This window comes from Ruegeria sp. N11 (genome assembly GCF_056531525.1).
Genome location: NZ_JBQFLX010000001.1, coordinates 315,730 through 331,718, shown reverse-complemented (window position 1 = coordinate 331,718; position 15,989 = coordinate 315,730). Strand labels below are relative to the sequence as shown.

Here is a 15,989-nt window from a genome sequence, read left to right as displayed (position 1 = left end):
TGCAACCCATTGACTGCCAATCAGACGTGGCCGTTCCCGGCGTGGCACGCTATGGTTGCGATACGGTATGACCGGTCCAAAGGATTACTGATGCGCCGCCTGACATTTTTGCTGGTTTCTGTTCTGTTGGCGGCCTGCGATGCCGGTACTTTGCGCGTTTTGCCTGCCGAGGATTGGGACAGTGAAAGCCCGGGTTCTCAGGTCTCGTCCGCAGAGTTCCGCGAAATCAGCCGAGCAGTCGGCAAAGCGGCGCGCACTGAATGCTTGCGACAGTCGGGCAACCGGAACTGCGACTTTACGATCATGGTTGATCTGAACCCACGGGCCCCAGAAAACGCGTTTCAGACATTGGATGATGACGGGCAACCGGTGATCATTTTCACACAGACCATGATCAATTCAGCAAAGAACGCCGACGAACTGGCGTTTGTCATGGGGCACGAGGCCGCGCATCACGTTTTGGGTCACCTTGCCAGGCAGTCGAACAATTCGCAGGAAAGCGCGGTGATTTTCGGTGACCTCGCGCGCCTCGACGGAGGAGATGACGCTGATGTCGAAGCTTGGCAGAAACTGGGGGCACAGGTCGGTGTGCAGGCCTATGTGAAGGATTTCGAGCTTGAGGCCGATCAACTGGGCACCGTCATTACCTATAGGGCGGGATACAACCCCTTGGTAGGGGCAGTGTATTTCAATCGCATTCCTGATCCGGGTGACAAGTTTCTTGGCACCCATCCACCTAACGCGCAGCGTGTGCAGATAGTTCAGGAAACCGCCCGGCAACTGGGGCTGACCCCATGACATCGCTTGTCCGGATGGGCGTGATCCTGACAGATCGCGGTTCGAAATATGCGGTATCCGGTGCGCCAGTTAAGACCCGGGATGAAATCGATGCGGTTTTGAGTGAGCTGAAATCTGACAAGAGCTATGCGAAAGCCACGCACAATACCTGGGCTGCGGTACTGCCGACCGGTGCGCTCAAAGCGGATGACGGCGAAAGCGGGGCCGGAATGGTGATCCTGCGAATGATGGAGCGGGCAGGTCTGGGAAGCCATCTGATCGTAGTAACGCGCTGGTACGGCGGGAAAAAACTGGGGGGCGACCGCTTTCGGCGCGTGCAGGATGCGACGCGCGCCTATCTGGATCATCAGGCGGCGGCACCTTGACCTGAGTCAAAGGCTGACGCGACCGGGTGCGATATCCTTTCTTGTAACGCGAACGGGAAAGGATGCGTGATGCTCAGCCGTAACACATTGCGACGCCATGCCGGTCTTCTGGACCAGATGGCCACGACAGTCGGAGTTGATCTGGAAGAAGCCGCCATCGCTGGCCAGGTTTCGATCGACGCGATTTCCGATGCCGTTCTGCGCTGCACCGATTGCCCCAATCCCGGCCATTGCGAGAACTTCCTGACCAAAGTGGTAGCCACAAGCCAGACGCCGGAATACTGCCGAAATCAGGAGTTGCTGAACAAACTGAAACCCTGAGCGGCCGGATGTACCATGTCACCACTGGGACACATCATGACCCATCTTCGACTGGTCCTGCGCATGGGGCAGGCGACCGGCGTAGACATCGCCGCAGCGCATAAGGGCGGGCACCTAACCCAACGGGACTGGAGCAACATGGTGCAGCGATGCCGGGGCTGTAACTGGGCCAGTGCCTGTCCTGAATGGTTGGACCGCTGCGAAGACGCGTCCAACGCCCCTGAAATCTGTATGAACAAGGCTCAGTTTGCGGTGCTGAAAGCCCGGCAAAAAGGATGCAAGTGATGGCTTCGGACAGACTGGGAGATATCGACAAGCATTTCTGGCTTACCCGATCGACCGCACGGATCATCGGGGTTTCGTTCTCGGATGCGATGGCCGAAGGGAAACTGTCGCCCCACGGATTTGCCGAAATCGTTACTCGGTGCCGGGCAGCGGATTGTAGCAGCAAATGTGAGTTATGGCTGGCAACGCAGCAGTCACCACCGGAAAAGGCGCCTGATTTCTGCGCAAACGCCTCTGCTCTTGAGGCGCTTAGAAAGTCTTCAAAGACGCGAATGTGAGCCGTCGCACAATGGCGGTTTCGATGTCTGCTTACAGCCGCAGAAGAACACCTTCTTTGTTGCTTCGGCAGTGTATTTCACCGGCTCCAGCCCGGTTCCTTTGTGAGATCCGTCGCAAAAAGGTTGTTTCTTGGACGTACCGCAGGCGCACCAGAAATAGCTTTTCCCTTCGGTCACTTCGACCGGATAAGGGCCTTTCTGGGCAATGATCGGGCTGTCGGCCATTTGGCTGCTCCGTTGTTGGCTGATGTCATTTCAATAGTTTAGAACATAGGCCTGAAAAGGGTAGCGGTTGTGGAATTTTCAGCGCTCGTGGTCGCCTTTACCAGCGTAACTCTGCCCGAAATAACGAATTTGTGATCTGTTTAGTTGCCAGAACGCCCGCCAACTCTTATTCTGAGATTGGCCCGAAAAACCGGGCAATATCAGAAAAGTAATAGAGGATTGACGGACATGAAACTGAAACTCGCAGCCGTAGGTGCGTTTGCCCTTATTCTGACCGCCTGCTCTCAGCAGGAAGAGCCGGCCCCGGTCTATATCCAGCCTGACTATGACAAATACGGTTCTCCGAGCTGTCCGGCAGGCTATGAACTGGCCACAACCGAAGCGGGTCAGACTGTCTGTAATCCAGTTTCCCAATAAGCCTTTCGCAGGCGGTCCTGTTCAGGGCCGCCTGCAAATCCGCGCCCTGATCTGAATGTCCCAATTGCCGGTCGTCACGGCGATTGACGTCTTTTGGTCAGGCCAGTTTTCCCCACAAATCATACTCTCCGGCCTCGTCGACCTCGACAGAAACGATGTCGCCCGGTTTCAGGGATTCGAAGTTTTCGTCAATGAACAGGTTGCCGTCGATCTCGGGCGCGTCTGCCTTCGTGCGGCATGTGGCGGCGTCTTCGTCGACTTCGTCGACGATGACCTCAATCGTCTGACCAACCTTGGCCGCCAGCTTGGCCTCTGAAATTGCCTGTGCCTTTTCCATGAACCGCTCCCAACGGTCCTGTTTGACGTCAGCAGGAACGTGATCCGGCAGGTCGTTGGACCGGGCACCGTCTACGTTTTCGTATTGAAAGCAGCCAACGCGATCCAGTTTCGCTTCGTCCATCCAGTCCAGCAGGGTCTGGAATTCGGCATCTGTCTCGCCCGGATAACCCACGATAAAGGTCGAACGCAGGGTGATGTCGGGGCAGGTCGCGCGCCATGCGGCGATTTCTTCCAGTGTTTTGGCTGCGGCGGCCGGGCGGGCCATGCGTTTCAGAACATCCGGATGGGCGTGCTGAAAGGGGATGTCCAGATAGGGCAGAACATTGCAGCCAGCATCCGCCATCAACGGGATCAGTTCGCGCACATGCGGGTAGGGATAGACGTAATGCAGCCGCACCCAGGCGTCCAACTGTCCCAACTCGCGCGCCAGATCGGTGATGTGGCTGCGTACCTCGCGGTCTTTCCACGGGTTGACGTCGTATTTGCGATCCAGCCCATAGGCCGAGGTGTCCTGCGAGATTACCAGCAACTCGCGCACACCGCTTTCAACCAGCTTTTCCGCCTCGCGCAGCACCGCATGGGCTGGGCGGCTTGCCAGTTTCCCGCGCATGTCAGGGATGATGCAGAATTTGCATTTGTGGTTACAGCCTTCCGAAATCTTCAGATAGCTGTAGTGGCGTGGTGTCAGTTTGACGCCCGAGGCTGGCAGCAGGTCGACGAACGGGTCCGGATCGGGCGGAACTGCCGAATGCACGGCATCCAGCACCTGTTCGTATTGATGTGGGCCGGTAACGGCCATGATCCGCGGGTGATGCTCGCGGATGTAGTCCGGTTCCGCGCCTAGGCAGCCCGTCACGATGACCTTGCCGTTTTCCACCAACGCTTCGCCGATTGCATCCAGCGATTCTGCCTTGGCGCTGTCCAGGAACCCGCATGTGTTCACGATGACGGCATCGGCCCCTGAATAGTCGGGCGAAATGCCGTACCCTTCGGCACGCAGACGGGTCAGGATACGCTCGCTATCGACCAAAGCCTTGGGGCAGCCCAAGGACACCATACCGATGGTCGGCTGGTTCGGACGGAGCGTATCGGTGATCCGGGCGGCAGGTGCCAGGTCGGGGCGGAGGTTTGGCGGGTTCGTGCTCATGGCGCGGCATATAGTGGGGAACGCTTCCCCTTGCAAATCCCGCTTTTGATTTGAATGATCCCAAGCAAAGAAAAGCCAAAAAGGCGGAGAGCAGAAAGATGAAGTGGTTGTTGCGGATCCTGTTCGTATTCGTTGCCGTAATCGGGCTGGTGATTGGCGCGTTGTTGCTGATGCCGGGCGAAAAACTGGGATCGATTCTGGCCGAGCAGGTTCGGGCGCAGACAGGTCGCGACCTGAACCTGTCCGGAGACGTGAACCTGTCCTTCTGGCCGGTTCTGGGAATGGAAACCGGGCCCGTCACGTTTGGTAACGCTGCATGGGCCGGGCCAGAACCAATGCTGAGCGCGGAACGTCTGATGGTCGGTGTCGACGCAGCGGCGTTGTTGTCCGGTGACATAAGGATCAAACGGGTCGTGGCAGAAAACCCGGTTCTTCGACTGGAAGTGTCGGATGGGCGCGCAAACTGGGAACTTGGCACTGCGACGGCTGCCACTTCGGGTGGCGATCCCGGGGGATCTGCGCCGGATGCCGAAGCTGGCACGGTCACGCTGGAGTTTCTGGAACTGACCCGTGTGCGGCTGATCTACATCGAAAACGGTGTCACAACGATGGATTTCGCGAATGTCGATTTGTCGGCCAGTTGGCCCGAAGTCACCGCTCCAATGGTGATGGTGGCCAGCATGGCGGTGCCCGGCGGCACCGTGAAGGTCGATCTGAAAATACCCGACCTACCCGCATTTTCGTCCGGAGACGTGACCGCGTTGGAATTGCTGCTTGCGGCGCCGGGTGGTCAGATCGGGTTTGACGGACGGGTCAACCTGGCCGGGGAAATGGACGGCCAGCTTGAGGTCCAATCGTCAAACACCGAGAAAATGCTGGCGGCCTTCGGGCAGGCCGGAACTTATGTGCCGCAGGGGCTTGGGCGTGTGGCGAATGTATCCGGTCAGATGACCTATACCAGCGACGGCCGGGTCGCCTTGCGGGATATGACCGCAATTCTGGACAACAACCGCCTGACTGGCGAGGCGGACATTGTCATTTCCGATACGCCTCAGATCACGGCCCGGCTGGGCGCGGGTGATCTGGATCTGTCTCAGATTGCTGGCACCGATGCCTCCACCGGTGGTGGAGCATCCAGTGCATCTGCGCCTGACACGGGTTGGTCCAAAGACCCGATTGATGCATCAGCCCTGGCTTTGGCCAACGGCAATATCCGCCTGACGGCCACCTCAATTGCGGTTCCTGGAATGACATTCGGCCAAAGCGATCTGACCATGAGCCTTGATCGGGCGCGGGCTGTGTTTCAAATGCACCCGGCCACCTTGTTCTCAGGACAGTTGAACGGGCAGATGGTGGTCAACAACCAGAACGGGCTGTCGGTGGGCGGCAACCTTAGGGCTGACGGGATTGACCTGAAGCAGATGCTCTCAACGCTGGCCGGGATAGAACGGCTTTCGGGCACCGGATCGGGAACGCTCGAGTTTCTGGGCGTCGGGCAAACCGAAGACCAGATCATGCGATCCCTCAGCGGAAAAGGGGGCGTCAATGTCGGCAGAGGGGTAATCGCAGGTATCGATCTCGACCGTCTGATGGGCCGGGGGCAGGGCACGGGCGGCACAACGGTGTTCAACAGCTTGTCGGCCACGTTCACGATGGATCAGGGCACGCTGACCAACAACGATCTGCTGATGCTGTTGGATAACTACCGGGCGGATGGAAAAGGCCGTGTCGGGCTGGGTGCCCGGGACATCGATTACCTGTTCACCCCGGTCGCATTGCGGGCAAATTCGGGTCAGGGCATCGCCGTGCCGGTGCGGATACAGGGGCCTTGGAGCAACCCCTCGATCCGGCCGGACCTGAGCAAGGTGATCGAGGCCGCGGCTGATGCAGAACTCAAAAAGCTTGAAGATGACGCCAAGCAGAAGGTCTTTGAAAAAGTCGGCGGCGAACTGGACACAACGATTACGGACAGTGACCAGATCGAAGATGCCATCAAGAACAAGCTTGAGGAAGAGGCAAAAAAAGGTCTGCTGAAACTGCTGGGCGCGGACTGAAATGACGGCCAGGTCAGAAAAACCCGGGGCGCGATCCGCGCCCCGGTTGATACATCAGATGGTCTGATCGTAATCGCCGACGCCCGGTTCAGTACGGATGACCGCGTCGATATCCGAAAATATGGCGCGCATTTCGCCTTCGCTTTCACTGCTTTCGCAAACCACAACAAGGTTGGGCGTGTTGGACGATGCGCGTACCAGACCCCAGCTGCCGTTGTCCAGAATGACACGGGCACCGTTGACGGTAACGACCTCTTTGATCGCACGTCCGGCAAAGCTTTCGCCAGCGTCGGCCTTGGCGACCAGTTTGTCGACAAGGCGGTTCAGGATATCGTATTTTTCGGTGTCTGCTGCATAGGGTGACATGGTCGGCGTCGACCACGTTTTTGGCAGCGCCTTGCGCAGGTCAGACATGCTCTGATCAGGATTGCGGTCCATCAGCTTGCAGATCTCGACCGCGACGCGCATGCCGCAGTCGTAGCCGCGACCGATTGGTTCAGCCAGAAAGTAATGGCCCGATTTCTCGAACCCGGCCAGGGCGTTGATCTCTTTCACGCGGCGCTTCATGTGGCTGTGGCCGGTCTTCCAGTAATCCGCCTTTACGCCATACGCCCGAAGCTCTGGATCACTGGCGAACAGACCCGTGGACTTCACGTCGGCCACGAAGGTCGAATTGGGATAAAGCTTGGCCAGATCGCGGGCCATGATGACGCCGACCTTGTCGGCGAAAATCTCCTCACCCTCGTCATCGACCACACCGCATCGATCGCCATCCCCGTCAAACCCAAGCGCCAGATCGGCGCCGCTGGATTTCACAGTGTCGGACATGTCGTGCAACATCTCCATGGCTTCGGGATTGGGGTTGTAGTTCGGGAAGGTGTAATCCAGCCGGTTGTGGCTAGGCACGACCTCGACGCCCATCCGCTCGAATATTTCAGGGGCAAAGGCCGATGCCGTCCCGTTTCCTGTGGCACACACAACTTTCAGCGGGCGGGATATTCTGAAATCGCCAACCAGATCGTCGATATACGCCTCTTTCACGCCATCGACGAATTCATAAGATCCGCCTTCATGCGGGATACCTTCGCCATTCAGGACGATATCGCGCAGCTCGGACATCTCATCCGGACCATGGGTCAGGGGGCGGTCAAAGCCCATCTTGACGCCGGTCCAGCCGTTCGGGTTGTGGCTGGCCGTGACCATCGCCACGGCAGGCACGTCCAGATGAAACTGCGCGAAATAGGCCATCGGGCTAAGGGCCGGGCCGATATCCTTGACCTGAATACCCGCCTGCATCAGCCCCAGGATCAGCGCGTTCTTGATCGCCAGAGAATAGTCGCGGTAATCGTTGCCCACTGCAATCACCGGTTCGATCCCGCGTCTGCGCATCTGCGTGCCAAGCCCCAGACCAAGCGCGGTCATGCCGGGCAGGTTGATTTCCTCGGGGTATTTCCAGCGGGCGTCATATTCGCGGAACCCGGTGGGTTTGATCATCGCATCGCGCAGAAAGCTCCAGGTGTTGGGGGTCACCTCAGGCGTGGGTTTGGTCATAATTCTTCTCAATCGTTAAATCTGAATGGGGTTTTCTTTGGCCAGCGCATCAAAACGCATCAATGTGGCAATCAGCTGTCCCATCTGGTCCAGCGGAATCATATTGGGGCCGTCGGACGGCGCGGTATCTGGGTCCTGGTGGGTTTCGATGAACACGGCGCCGACGCCCAACGAAACCGCCGCACGGGCCATCACCGGCGCGAATTCCCTTTGCCCGCCGGACGAGCCGCCCTTGCCGCCGGGTTGTTGAACCGAATGTGTGGCATCCATCACGACCGGATAGCCGGTTTTGGCCATTTGCGGCAGTGATCGCATGTCGGCCACCAACGTGTTGTAGCCAAAGGATGTGCCGCGCTCGGTCAGCAGAATGTTCTGGTTGCCGGTGCTTTCGATCTTGTCGACGATATTGCCCATCTCCCACGGCGCCAGGAACTGACCCTTTTTGACATTGACGGCCTTGCCGGTTTCACCTGCGGCCAGCAACATGTCGGTCTGTCGGCACAAGAAGGCGGGGATTTGCAGAATATCAACCGCCTCGGCCGCGACTGCGCACTGGGCCTCGGTGTGGACATCCGTCAGTACAGGGATGCCCATCGAGCTGCGGATGTCGTCCAGCACCTTCAGCCCGGCATCGATGCCCATGCCGCGCTTGCCGGACAACGAGGTGCGGTTCGCCTTGTCATAGGAGGCCTTGAAAATGTACTGCGCGCCTGCGGCATCGCAGGCTTCTTTCATGGTGCCTGCGATCATCTGGGCGTGATCGGCGGTTTCAAGTTGGCAGGGGCCGGCGATGACGGTCAGTGGAAGATCGTTGCCAACCGTCAGGTCGGAGATTTTTACATGTTTCATGTGTCTTACGAGGATACCTGTTCACGAAGGACCGACGCGGTAAGCGAGATCAACAGGTAGATACCAGCAAACAACAGGAAAGCCAAAATCGTATTTTCGAACTTGCGCGGATAGCTGGGTTCCTGGCTGGGGACGGGGTTGACCGAGACTGTCAGGTACCGAACTTTACGGTTGGCTTCGGTGCGCGTTGTTTCCACTTGCTGCATGGCTGTTTGAAGCATCATGTCCCGCGCCGCCAGATCGGCCTGCGCCATCTGAATTCTGACACTCAGCCGCGCCAGCGAGTTTTCGCCTGCCGAGGCGTCCAGCATCTCGGCATTCAGTTCCTCCAGCACGACCTCAAGCCGTTCGATATCGGCGGTAACGCCATCGACCTTAGCCTTGTTGGGCCGCAGGTTGTCCAGAAGGGCGGCCAGCTGCAGTTCCTTGTCCTGCAACAAGATCTCGATCTCGTTGATCCGGCCGCGTAGTCCCGCCAGAACGTTTTCGGGATCAAGTACCGCGCCTTCCAGCTGCAGTTCGATCAGCTTTTCTTGCGCCTTGCGCCGCTCTTCCTGGGCGGTTTCAAACCCCTTCATGGCGTCCCGCATCTGGTCTTCGCGTTTCAGTTCGGTCAGGCCATTGATTGTATCTTCGGCATAGGAAATCAGCCGGTTCGACAGATCAACGGCGATATCCGGATCCGGGGCCGCAACCTCCATCCGGACGATTCCATCCGTGGGGTCGTAGCCGATTGTCACCATGCGCTTGTACAGTTTGTACGTCTCTTCCAGGCTGGCGTCGGGGGATAACCGCTGCACCGGGTCGATCCAATCCTGCTTGAAGACTTCAGCAAAGCCGGTATCGCGTTCAAGACGTTGCAGGGCATCCTTGGATTCCAGAAACTCCTGCGTCGCGACCGAGTCCTGTGCTGTCGCAAACTGCGTTCCGGAAAGCAGGCCCCCAATCGAACCGCCGCCGCCGTCGGCCTGCAGGATCGAAAACGCCGAGACGCTGGCATACATCGGGGTCGCCACGCGATAGAAATAATACCCCACAACAAATGTGGGCAGCAGCACAAACGCGGCCAGACGGGCAAACAGGGTAAACAATTTCCGTTTGCGACGCCGGGCGACCTCTTTCTGGATCTGGCTGATCTCATAGTTGCGCCGTTCAGTCGGGCTCCACTCCGGGCCGGGCAGGGGATGGGATTTATCTCCGACAGTTTGCGGCAGGTGGACCGTTACCTTGTCCTCGACCTGAGCCGTGCCCTGTTCGTCCTTGTTACCCGCAGCCGCCAGATCCAGCAGGTTGTTGCCCTGAAAAGGGTCGATCCCCTTTTTGCGCAACAGGCGAACCGCGTCATAATCCGACGTGGCCGCCAGCCCGTTCTTTTGTGCCAGCCGTCGTGCCATGCGCAACTGGCGCCCGGTCAGCCCCTCGCGCTTGATTTCGTCCAGTTCAGTTCCGGGCTGTTTACTGTTGGCCGCTTCGGGTGGTTGAGTCGCACTTCGAATACGCGAAATCGCATCTGCGCGCGCATCTGGTGTACCTTCGCCTTGGCGTTTTCGGCGCCAGTTGTATTTTCTAGCCTTGGGTTTGGTAGTCATATAACTGTTTTGCCTCTTCCAAGGTTTCAAACATGTAAAGCTGCCCGTCCACTAGAACCGCTGCCTGACGCGCAAATTTTTCCAGAGTGGTTGGAGAATGCGACACAATCACAAGCGTTGTGGTGCGCAATCTCTCTTTCAGGATCGAGCCCGCTTTCTTGTTGAATTCGACATCGGTTGTGGCGGGCATGCCCTCATCTATCAGGTACATGTCGAAGTCCAGCGCCAGCATCAGCGCAAACGTGAACCGGGCCCGCATGCCGGATGAATAGGTCGCAAGCGGTTGGTTGAAATATTCGCCCAGACCGCACAGCCATTGGCAATATGCCTCGATATAGTCGGGGTCCATGCCGTAGATCTTTGCGATATAGCGCGAGTTTTCCAGCGCCGACATCTTGCCGGAAACCCCTCCGGTAAACCCCATTGGGAAGGACACCTTGCATTCGCGGCGGATCACCCCCTCGTCGGGTTTTTCCAGACCGGCCATCATGTTGATCAGCGTGGTTTTTCCGGTTCCGTTGGGTGCAAGTATCCCAACCGAGCGGCCAAGTTCGATCCGAAAGGAAACACGATCAAGGATCACCTTGCGCCGGGTGCCGGTCCAGAAGGACTTGCTGACATTTTCGAATTCAAGCATTGCTGGCCTGTTTCGCTTCGGAGTTGCGGTCTTTCCTCGATGAAAGAACGCATCGTTTACGAGTTCTTGTTGGCTACATTATGTCGAATTGTGAAACAAATGATCAATGCGCCCCACAAGGTGCTGTGGCTTTTGTGATATAACGGCAGTTGGCGCAGGCGCGCGCGGTCTCTATCTTTCAGCGAAGCCCGTTTGGAAACCTGTCTTAGGAATTGCTGCCACCAGATGACCACTCTTGCCCAGGAAATCCGGTCCTGCCGGATCTGCGAAGCGCGTTTTGCCGCGACGCAAACCGCGCATGAGCCACGCCCGGTAGTCTGGTTCCGTCCCGGAACGCCGATCCTTGTTGCAGGACAGGCACCGGGCGCGCGGGTGCATGACTCAGGTCGTCCCTTCACAGACCCTTCGGGCGACCGATTGCGCGACTGGTTGGGGATTGATGAGAGCGTGTTTTATGACCGATCCCGTGTTTCAATCGTTCCGATGGCTTTCTGTTTTCCCGGCTATGATACGCGCAAGGCCGATCTGCCGCCGCCCGCAATCTGTGGCGAGACTTGGCATGACAGAGTCATGCAAGCATTGGGAGCGGTTCCGCTGACCGTTCTGGTCGGTGCCCATGCCCATACCTACCATCTGGGCACGCGTACGTCCGTGACAGAGACGGTTCGGAACTGGCGAGACCACGCGCCGCAGGTCTTTGCCTTGCCTCATCCGTCCTGGCGCAATACGGCATGGCTGAAAAAGAACCCCTGGTTCGAGGCAGACCTGCTGCCGGTTCTGCGCGCCAGGGTGCAAGAGGTTCTGAATGACTGAGACAACGGCCTTGGATGCCGCCCATTCCGCGATGGAGGCTGCCCCACAGGATGACGCAGCCCGGCTGAAGTTCTTTGAACGGCTGGCAGACGCTGAGCTGTTCCTGCTGCTGACGGAAGAAGCGCGGGACGATAACGTCTCGCCCGAGGTGTTCGATGTGGCGGACGGACGTTTTGTGCTGGCGTTTGATCGTGAAGACCGGCTTGCCCGGTTTGCAGGTCGTCCCGTTCCTTATGTCGCCCTGTCCGGACGGGTTCTGTCATCGCTGCTGGCAGGGCAGCGAATTGGTCTGGGGCTCAACCTCGAGGTCGCCCCGTCCTCGATGCTGATCCCGCCAGAGGCTTTGGGATGGCTGACGGAGACCCTTCAGCATTCCCCGCAAGAGGTTCAGGAACAACTCGCCGAGTTCCTTCCCCCGGCGGGTCTTCCGGATGAACTGCTGACGGCGCTTGATACCAAACTGGCGACGGCGGTGGGGTTGGCGCAGGCTGCTTTCCTGGCCGGAACCAGATCGGCCAGCGGAGCATCTGGTCATTTGCTGGGTTTTGTCGGGGCGGTCGAAGGCGCAGAACCGGCCCTTGCCAAAGCCGCGTCCGAAGCGCTGACATTTTCCGGAATCGAAGCTGGCGCGATGGATGTCGGCTTTTTCGCGCCCGGGGACCAAGTCACGTTAAGTTTGGAAAAAGTCGGGCTGCGGTTTGACCTGCCGCAGCCCGAAAAGCGTGATGTCGGGCGCTTTGCGCCCGGTAGTGATCCCGAGCGGCCGCCAATTCTTAAGTAATTAAGTAGCCGGATGTCCCCTGCCGTGACGGCAGGGGGCAAGACTATTCGGCGGCAGGTTCCAGTTTGTCCTGCGTCCGGGTTTCGAAATCGCTGGCGTCGTGACGCTCGTGCAACTGCGTGTGCGGCTCGCCAAAGGCCCGGTTGACCATGCGGCCTCGCTGTACCGCGGGCCGCGCATCGACCGCCTTGGCCCAACGCATCAGGTTCTTGTAGGAATCGACGTCCAGGAACTCGGCTGCGCTGTATAGGCGGCCCAGAACCAGTTGCCCGTACCACGGCCATATTGCCATATCAGCAATGGTATAGTCTTCGCCAGCGATATAGGTCTTGTTGGCCAGTTCCCTGTCCAACACGTCCAGTTGCCGCTTGGTTTCCATTGCAAACCGATTGATCGGATATTCCCATTTCTCTGGCGCGTAAGCATAGAAATGGCCGAACCCGCCGCCCAGATAGGGCGCGCTTCCCATCTGCCAGAACACCCAGCTCATGACTTCCGTGCGTTCAGGCCCTTCCTTGGGCAGAAACGCATCGAATTTCTCGGCCAGATGGAACAGGATCGAGGCACTTTCGAACACGCGCACTGGCTTGTCACCCGACCGGTCCCACAGGGCCGGGATCTTCGAGTTCGGGTTGGCCTCGACAAATCCTGAACTGAACTGATCCCCTTCACCGATATTGATCAGCCACGCATTGTATTCGGCACCCTTGTGCCCCAGCGCCAGAAGTTCTTCCAGCATGACAGTGACCTTGACCCCGTTGGGCGTGGCCAGCGAATAAAGCTGCAGGGGATGCTGACCGACCGGAAGGTCCTTGTCATGGGTCGCGCCTGCGATCGGGCGATTGATATTGGCGAATTGTCCGCCGCTTTGGCTGTCCCATGTCCAGACCTTTGGGGGTTCATAGGTGGGTTGCTCGCTCATCTCTATCTTGCCTTTCTCAGCAAAGTGGGAGGAATTGTCCGACATCCCAACAGCTAATATTGCAATCGGCAGAGTCCAACCCCGGTTAACAGGTCTGTTTTGTAACAATGGCTGCAAAACCCGTCACGAAATCTCATTCGACCTCACAGCGGCGCGAGCGGGGCTATGTTTTGACCGGGTATTGCCTATGCTCTGACCAGACCCGCAAAACGGGCGATCCTGCTAACCCCGGACCCAATAGGATTTATGACATGAAACGCTTTGCCTTGTCCCTTGCCACCGCGCTGACCCTGGCCGTGCCCGCCTTTGCCGGCGATCAGTATATTGACGGAACCGGATTTGCCGTCTCGGGCTACGACGTTGTCGCTTATCGCGGCCTGGATCAGGTTCCGGTCGGGCAGTCTCAGCCCGAAGCCGTTCGCGGCAACGCAAACTTCACGGCAGATTACAATGGTGCCACGTGGGCCTTTTCAAGCGCAGAAAACCGCGACAAGTTCCTTGAAAATCCTGCCTATTACGCTCCGCAATATGACGGACATTGCGCCTATGGCGTTTCCAAAGGCGGCAAGGTTCCGGGCAATCCGAACCTGTGGCGCATCGTGGATGACAAGCTGTACCTCAACATTACCGATGTTGTGGTCGGGTTCTGGGAAGAGGACGTGCCCGGCAACATCAATCTGGCCGAAGGCAACTGGCCGGGTATCGAACCCGACGCCGCCTCGACCAGTGTAATCCCAAAGTTCACTTCGGAAGGCCCTATAACAAACTGAGCCTTACCTGTTTAAATCACCAAAGCCCGGCTCCCCACCGATGCCGGGCTTTGGCTTTGCGGCAAGGGCTCAACTTGCCATGCAATAATCGTCGCGTGTGCGCTGATCGGATTCGAACCGGATCCTGACACTTTTGGCACCGGGAAACTTGCGGGCCATGATTGCGTCAGGAACCACAACCTCTCCTGCGCCTGACTCTTTCGACTGAAAACTCAAAACCTCGGTTTCGGCGTGCCGGCAACCGGCCAGGACCGTTGTTGGCAGGGCCACGCGGTTCGCCCCTTCGCAAACTGAGGAGGTCACAAAATAAGTCAGATGCCGACCATTGCACCCGACAGCCTCGGGGATGTGGTCGGACAATGCAGACTGGGCACCTTTTCCGGAAGAAACCGGATCAGCATCTGATCCATTCGATTGCGACAGGACGTTGCGCAGCATATCCCGGCAGGCGTCGATTGCGGTTGCGTCCAGTTCGATGACCCGTTTGCGAATTTTCGGACGGCGTGGCTTTCGGGCGGCTGACCCGGCAGTCCCTTTTGCAACCATGCCCTCTCGGCGCAGCAGATCGTAGGCCGCCTTGGCATTGGCAAAGCCGGAACTGTCACCTTCGGTGTGGTCCGGATGGGCATGAAACGCGATATGTCTCCACGCCTCGCGGATGTCATCGGAATTAGCAGACGGGTCCAGGCCGAGATGTGCCAAAGCATCCTGGCGCGCCCTGATCTTGTCAGCAGGCTCCATACTCAAATCACTCATTAAACACTACACTGAAACCACATTGAGCAGCTTCATGGCTTTGTCAAATTTTCAGGTAAATTTAAGGCGTTGCGGGAACAATGCGGCAATTCCATCTTGGATTGTCCGTCAGGCGCATCCGGAAGGGGCATCCCGTCTGAAATAAAGGAGCTTTCGAAAAAAGCCCCTGTCTGGCGGTGGCCAAACAGGGGCAGAATGGAACGTGCCAACCGGGTCAGGCGACGTTCTGCAATTCAGTTTTCGGCGTAATTCCCAGCGCAAAGCAGACATCACGGGTCAGCTCGGGGCGGTTCAGCGTGTAGAAATGCAGTTTGTCCACGCCGCCCTCCAGCAAGTCCGAGCACAATTCTGTGCACATTGCCGTCGCCAGCAGGTCTTCGCGATCATCACGCACGGCCTTTTCGAAAGCGTTTTCGACCCAGGCCGGAATGCGCGTTCCGCAGCGGCGGGCAAAATTCCGTGCGCCCTTCCAGTTCTCGATGGGCAGGATGCCGGGCACGATGGGTTTGTCGATGCCGGCCTTTTCGCACGCGTCGCGGAACCGGAAATAGGTTTCGGCCTCAAAGAAGAATTGTGTCAGGGCCTCTTCCGCGCCCGCGTCCAGTTTTGCCTTGAGCCAATCGATATCCGCCTGCGCGTTGGAGGCTTCTGGGTGGATATCTGGATAGGCGCCCACACGGATCGAGAACATCTCGGTTTCGGCCAGCGCGGAAATCAGCTCGACCGAGCTTGCAAACCCGTCCGGGTGCGGAACGAACTGATCCTGACCCTTGGGCGGATCACCGCGCAGGGCAACGATGTCCTGAACGCCCGCGCGGGCAAACGTGTCGGCGATCTCCAGGGTTTCCTGACGCGAGGCATCGACGCAGGTCAGGTGCGCGGCCACCGGAAGATCCAGCGACTTGTGCAGGGTCGCCACGGCATCGCGTGTCAGTTCGCGTGTGGTGCCGCCTGCACCATAAGTGACGGAGACAAACCGTGGTGCCAGCGGTGCTAGAATGTGAACCGTGTCCCACAACCGAAAGGAAGCTTCGAGCGTCTGCGGCGGAAAGAACTCGAATGAGATATCTGGCTTGGTCATCGTGGCCTCGT

General features: G+C 58.2%; 19 protein-coding genes. 10 read left to right on the top strand and 9 right to left on the bottom strand.

The window, feature by feature from the left end; genetic code table 11:
* Positions 1 to 90: 90 nt before the first annotated feature.
* The 5 genes from ACR0J8_RS01720 to ACR0J8_RS01700 all read left to right on the top strand — a co-directional run bounded on the left by ACR0J8_RS01720 (position 91) and on the right by ACR0J8_RS01700 (position 2,047).
* Positions 91 to 798 (top strand): M48 family metalloprotease, encoded by a 708-nt coding sequence (locus ACR0J8_RS01720; protein ID WP_480525545.1) that lies wholly within the window; start codon positions 91 to 93, stop codon positions 796 to 798.
* On the top strand, positions 795 to 1,163 hold the full coding sequence (locus ACR0J8_RS01715) for a YigZ family protein (protein ID WP_480888785.1): 369 nt from the start codon (positions 795 to 797) through the stop codon (positions 1,161 to 1,163). Before ACR0J8_RS01720 ends, ACR0J8_RS01715 begins: the two co-directional genes overlap by 4 nt.
* Positions 1,164 to 1,232: 69 nt before the next feature.
* A complete protein-coding gene (locus tag ACR0J8_RS01710) occupies positions 1,233 to 1,484 on the top strand; it encodes a DUF6455 family protein (RefSeq protein ID WP_480525548.1) in 252 nt (83 codons plus the stop codon).
* Between the two features lie 15 nt (positions 1,485 to 1,499).
* Positions 1,500 to 1,769 (top strand): DUF6455 family protein, encoded by a 270-nt coding sequence (locus tag ACR0J8_RS01705; protein WP_170682081.1) that lies wholly within the window; start codon positions 1,500 to 1,502, stop codon positions 1,767 to 1,769.
* The gene (locus ACR0J8_RS01700) at positions 1,769 to 2,047 is read left to right on the top strand and encodes a DUF6455 family protein (RefSeq protein WP_480525551.1); all 279 of its coding nucleotides are present in this window, start codon (positions 1,769 to 1,771) and stop codon (positions 2,045 to 2,047) included. Before ACR0J8_RS01705 ends, ACR0J8_RS01700 begins: the two co-directional genes overlap by 1 nt.
* Here the strand turns inward: ACR0J8_RS01700 and ACR0J8_RS01695 are convergent.
* Positions 2,030 to 2,272: a CDGSH iron-sulfur domain-containing protein gene (locus ACR0J8_RS01695; protein WP_480525553.1), complete on the bottom strand. Its 243-nt coding sequence runs from the start codon at positions 2,270 to 2,272 to the stop codon at positions 2,030 to 2,032. The two genes, ACR0J8_RS01700 and ACR0J8_RS01695, sit on opposite strands and share 18 nt — an antisense overlap.
* 228 nt (positions 2,273 to 2,500) lie before the next feature.
* On the opposite strand from ACR0J8_RS01695, the gene ACR0J8_RS01690 reads away from it, so the two are divergent.
* A complete protein-coding gene (locus ACR0J8_RS01690; protein ID WP_170609689.1) occupies positions 2,501 to 2,689 on the top strand; it encodes a hypothetical protein in 189 nt (62 codons plus the stop codon).
* A gap of 97 nt (positions 2,690 to 2,786) precedes the next feature.
* Here the strand turns inward: ACR0J8_RS01690 and rimO are convergent, their stop codons facing one another.
* A complete protein-coding gene (rimO, locus tag ACR0J8_RS01685; RefSeq protein ID WP_480525554.1) occupies positions 2,787 to 4,175 on the bottom strand; it encodes a 30S ribosomal protein S12 methylthiotransferase RimO in 1,389 nt (462 codons plus the stop codon).
* A 98-nt stretch (positions 4,176 to 4,273) separates the two neighbouring features.
* Here rimO and ACR0J8_RS01680 point away from each other — a divergent pair, with 98 nt between their 5' ends.
* The gene (locus ACR0J8_RS01680; protein ID WP_480888782.1) at positions 4,274 to 6,229 is read left to right on the top strand and encodes an AsmA family protein; all 1,956 of its coding nucleotides are present in this window, start codon (positions 4,274 to 4,276) and stop codon (positions 6,227 to 6,229) included.
* A 54-nt stretch (positions 6,230 to 6,283) separates the two neighbouring features.
* Here the strand turns inward: ACR0J8_RS01680 and ACR0J8_RS01675 are convergent, their stop codons facing one another.
* The 4 genes from ACR0J8_RS01675 to ACR0J8_RS01660 are packed head-to-tail and all read right to left on the bottom strand — an operon-like array spanning position 6,284 to position 10,855.
* Positions 6,284 to 7,780, bottom strand: coding sequence for a phosphomannomutase/phosphoglucomutase (locus tag ACR0J8_RS01675; protein WP_480490304.1), 1,497 nt, complete (start codon positions 7,778 to 7,780; stop codon positions 6,284 to 6,286).
* A gap of 15 nt (positions 7,781 to 7,795) precedes the next feature.
* The gene (kdsA, locus tag ACR0J8_RS01670) at positions 7,796 to 8,629 is read right to left on the bottom strand and encodes a 3-deoxy-8-phosphooctulonate synthase (RefSeq protein ID WP_480811930.1); all 834 of its coding nucleotides are present in this window, start codon (positions 8,627 to 8,629) and stop codon (positions 7,796 to 7,798) included.
* Between the two features lie 5 nt (positions 8,630 to 8,634).
* Positions 8,635 to 10,218, bottom strand: a complete 1,584-nt coding sequence (locus tag ACR0J8_RS01665) for a KpsE/RkpR family capsule polysaccharide export protein (RefSeq protein ID WP_480888780.1) — start codon at positions 10,216 to 10,218, stop codon at positions 8,635 to 8,637.
* Positions 10,196 to 10,855 (bottom strand): ABC transporter ATP-binding protein, encoded by a 660-nt coding sequence (locus ACR0J8_RS01660; protein WP_170609701.1) that lies wholly within the window; start codon positions 10,853 to 10,855, stop codon positions 10,196 to 10,198. The genes ACR0J8_RS01665 and ACR0J8_RS01660 overlap by 23 nt, the downstream gene beginning before the upstream one ends.
* A 225-nt stretch (positions 10,856 to 11,080) precedes the next feature.
* On the opposite strand from ACR0J8_RS01660, the gene ACR0J8_RS01655 reads away from it, so the two are divergent.
* Together ACR0J8_RS01655 and ACR0J8_RS01650 are read left to right on the top strand one after the other, a co-directional pair.
* Positions 11,081 to 11,668 carry a uracil-DNA glycosylase family protein gene (locus ACR0J8_RS01655; protein ID WP_480525563.1) on the top strand — a complete coding sequence of 196 codons (588 nt, stop codon included), beginning with the start codon at positions 11,081 to 11,083 and terminating at the stop codon, positions 11,666 to 11,668.
* Positions 11,661 to 12,449, top strand: coding sequence for an SseB family protein (locus ACR0J8_RS01650; RefSeq protein ID WP_480525565.1), 789 nt, complete (start codon positions 11,661 to 11,663; stop codon positions 12,447 to 12,449). The genes ACR0J8_RS01655 and ACR0J8_RS01650 overlap by 8 nt, the downstream gene beginning before the upstream one ends.
* A 43-nt stretch (positions 12,450 to 12,492) precedes the next feature.
* On the opposite strand, the gene yghU is transcribed toward ACR0J8_RS01650, so the two are convergent.
* Positions 12,493 to 13,371, bottom strand: a complete 879-nt coding sequence (gene yghU / locus ACR0J8_RS01645) for a glutathione-dependent disulfide-bond oxidoreductase (protein WP_480888805.1) — start codon at positions 13,369 to 13,371, stop codon at positions 12,493 to 12,495.
* 251 nt (positions 13,372 to 13,622) lie between these two features.
* Between yghU and ACR0J8_RS01640 the strand changes: the two genes are divergently transcribed.
* On the top strand, positions 13,623 to 14,141 hold the full coding sequence (locus ACR0J8_RS01640; protein WP_480525570.1) for a YHS domain-containing (seleno)protein: 519 nt from the start codon (positions 13,623 to 13,625) through the stop codon (positions 14,139 to 14,141).
* Between the two features lie 69 nt (positions 14,142 to 14,210).
* Here ACR0J8_RS01640 and ACR0J8_RS01635 read toward each other — a convergent pair whose 3' ends face one another.
* Positions 14,211 to 14,897, bottom strand: coding sequence for a J domain-containing protein (locus ACR0J8_RS01635; protein ID WP_480525572.1), 687 nt, complete (start codon positions 14,895 to 14,897; stop codon positions 14,211 to 14,213).
* Positions 14,898 to 15,111: 214 nt separating this feature from the next.
* Positions 15,112 to 15,978 (bottom strand): methylenetetrahydrofolate reductase [NAD(P)H], encoded by an 867-nt coding sequence (gene metF, locus ACR0J8_RS01630; RefSeq protein ID WP_170609711.1) that lies wholly within the window; start codon positions 15,976 to 15,978, stop codon positions 15,112 to 15,114.
* Positions 15,979 to 15,989: the final 11 nt, after the last annotated feature.

Bases quoted from the DNA above. Each gene is read 5' to 3' on its own strand.
- ACR0J8_RS01690 (WP_170609689.1), top strand. From the start codon at position 2,501: ATGAAACTGAAACTCGCAGCCGTAGGTGCGTTTGCCCTTATTCTGACC.
- ACR0J8_RS01675 (WP_480490304.1), bottom strand. From the start codon at position 7,780: ATGACCAAACCCACGCCTGAGGTGACCCCCAACACCTGGAGCTTTCTG.
- ACR0J8_RS01635 (WP_480525572.1), bottom strand. From the start codon at position 14,897: ATGAGTGATTTGAGTATGGAGCCTGCTGACAAGATCAGGGCGCGCCAG.
- yghU (WP_480888805.1), bottom strand. From the start codon at position 13,371: ATGAGCGAGCAACCCACCTATGAACCCCCAAAGGTCTGGACATGGGAC.
- ACR0J8_RS01705 (WP_170682081.1), top strand. From the start codon at position 1,500: ATGTCACCACTGGGACACATCATGACCCATCTTCGACTGGTCCTGCGC.
- ACR0J8_RS01710 (WP_480525548.1), top strand. From the start codon at position 1,233: ATGCTCAGCCGTAACACATTGCGACGCCATGCCGGTCTTCTGGACCAG.
- ACR0J8_RS01640 (WP_480525570.1), top strand. From the start codon at position 13,623: ATGAAACGCTTTGCCTTGTCCCTTGCCACCGCGCTGACCCTGGCCGTG.
- ACR0J8_RS01695 (WP_480525553.1), bottom strand. From the start codon at position 2,272: ATGGCCGACAGCCCGATCATTGCCCAGAAAGGCCCTTATCCGGTCGAA.
- ACR0J8_RS01715 (WP_480888785.1), top strand. From the start codon at position 795: ATGACATCGCTTGTCCGGATGGGCGTGATCCTGACAGATCGCGGTTCG.
- rimO (WP_480525554.1), bottom strand. From the start codon at position 4,175: ATGAGCACGAACCCGCCAAACCTCCGCCCCGACCTGGCACCTGCCGCC.
- ACR0J8_RS01665 (WP_480888780.1), bottom strand. From the start codon at position 10,218: ATGACTACCAAACCCAAGGCTAGAAAATACAACTGGCGCCGAAAACGC.
- ACR0J8_RS01720 (WP_480525545.1), top strand. From the start codon at position 91: ATGCGCCGCCTGACATTTTTGCTGGTTTCTGTTCTGTTGGCGGCCTGC.
- ACR0J8_RS01650 (WP_480525565.1), top strand. From the start codon at position 11,661: ATGACTGAGACAACGGCCTTGGATGCCGCCCATTCCGCGATGGAGGCT.
- kdsA (WP_480811930.1), bottom strand. From the start codon at position 8,629: ATGAAACATGTAAAAATCTCCGACCTGACGGTTGGCAACGATCTTCCA.
- metF (WP_170609711.1), bottom strand. From the start codon at position 15,978: ATGACCAAGCCAGATATCTCATTCGAGTTCTTTCCGCCGCAGACGCTC.
- ACR0J8_RS01655 (WP_480525563.1), top strand. From the start codon at position 11,081: ATGACCACTCTTGCCCAGGAAATCCGGTCCTGCCGGATCTGCGAAGCG.
- ACR0J8_RS01660 (WP_170609701.1), bottom strand. From the start codon at position 10,855: ATGCTTGAATTCGAAAATGTCAGCAAGTCCTTCTGGACCGGCACCCGG.
- ACR0J8_RS01700 (WP_480525551.1), top strand. From the start codon at position 1,769: ATGGCTTCGGACAGACTGGGAGATATCGACAAGCATTTCTGGCTTACC.
- ACR0J8_RS01680 (WP_480888782.1), top strand. From the start codon at position 4,274: ATGAAGTGGTTGTTGCGGATCCTGTTCGTATTCGTTGCCGTAATCGGG.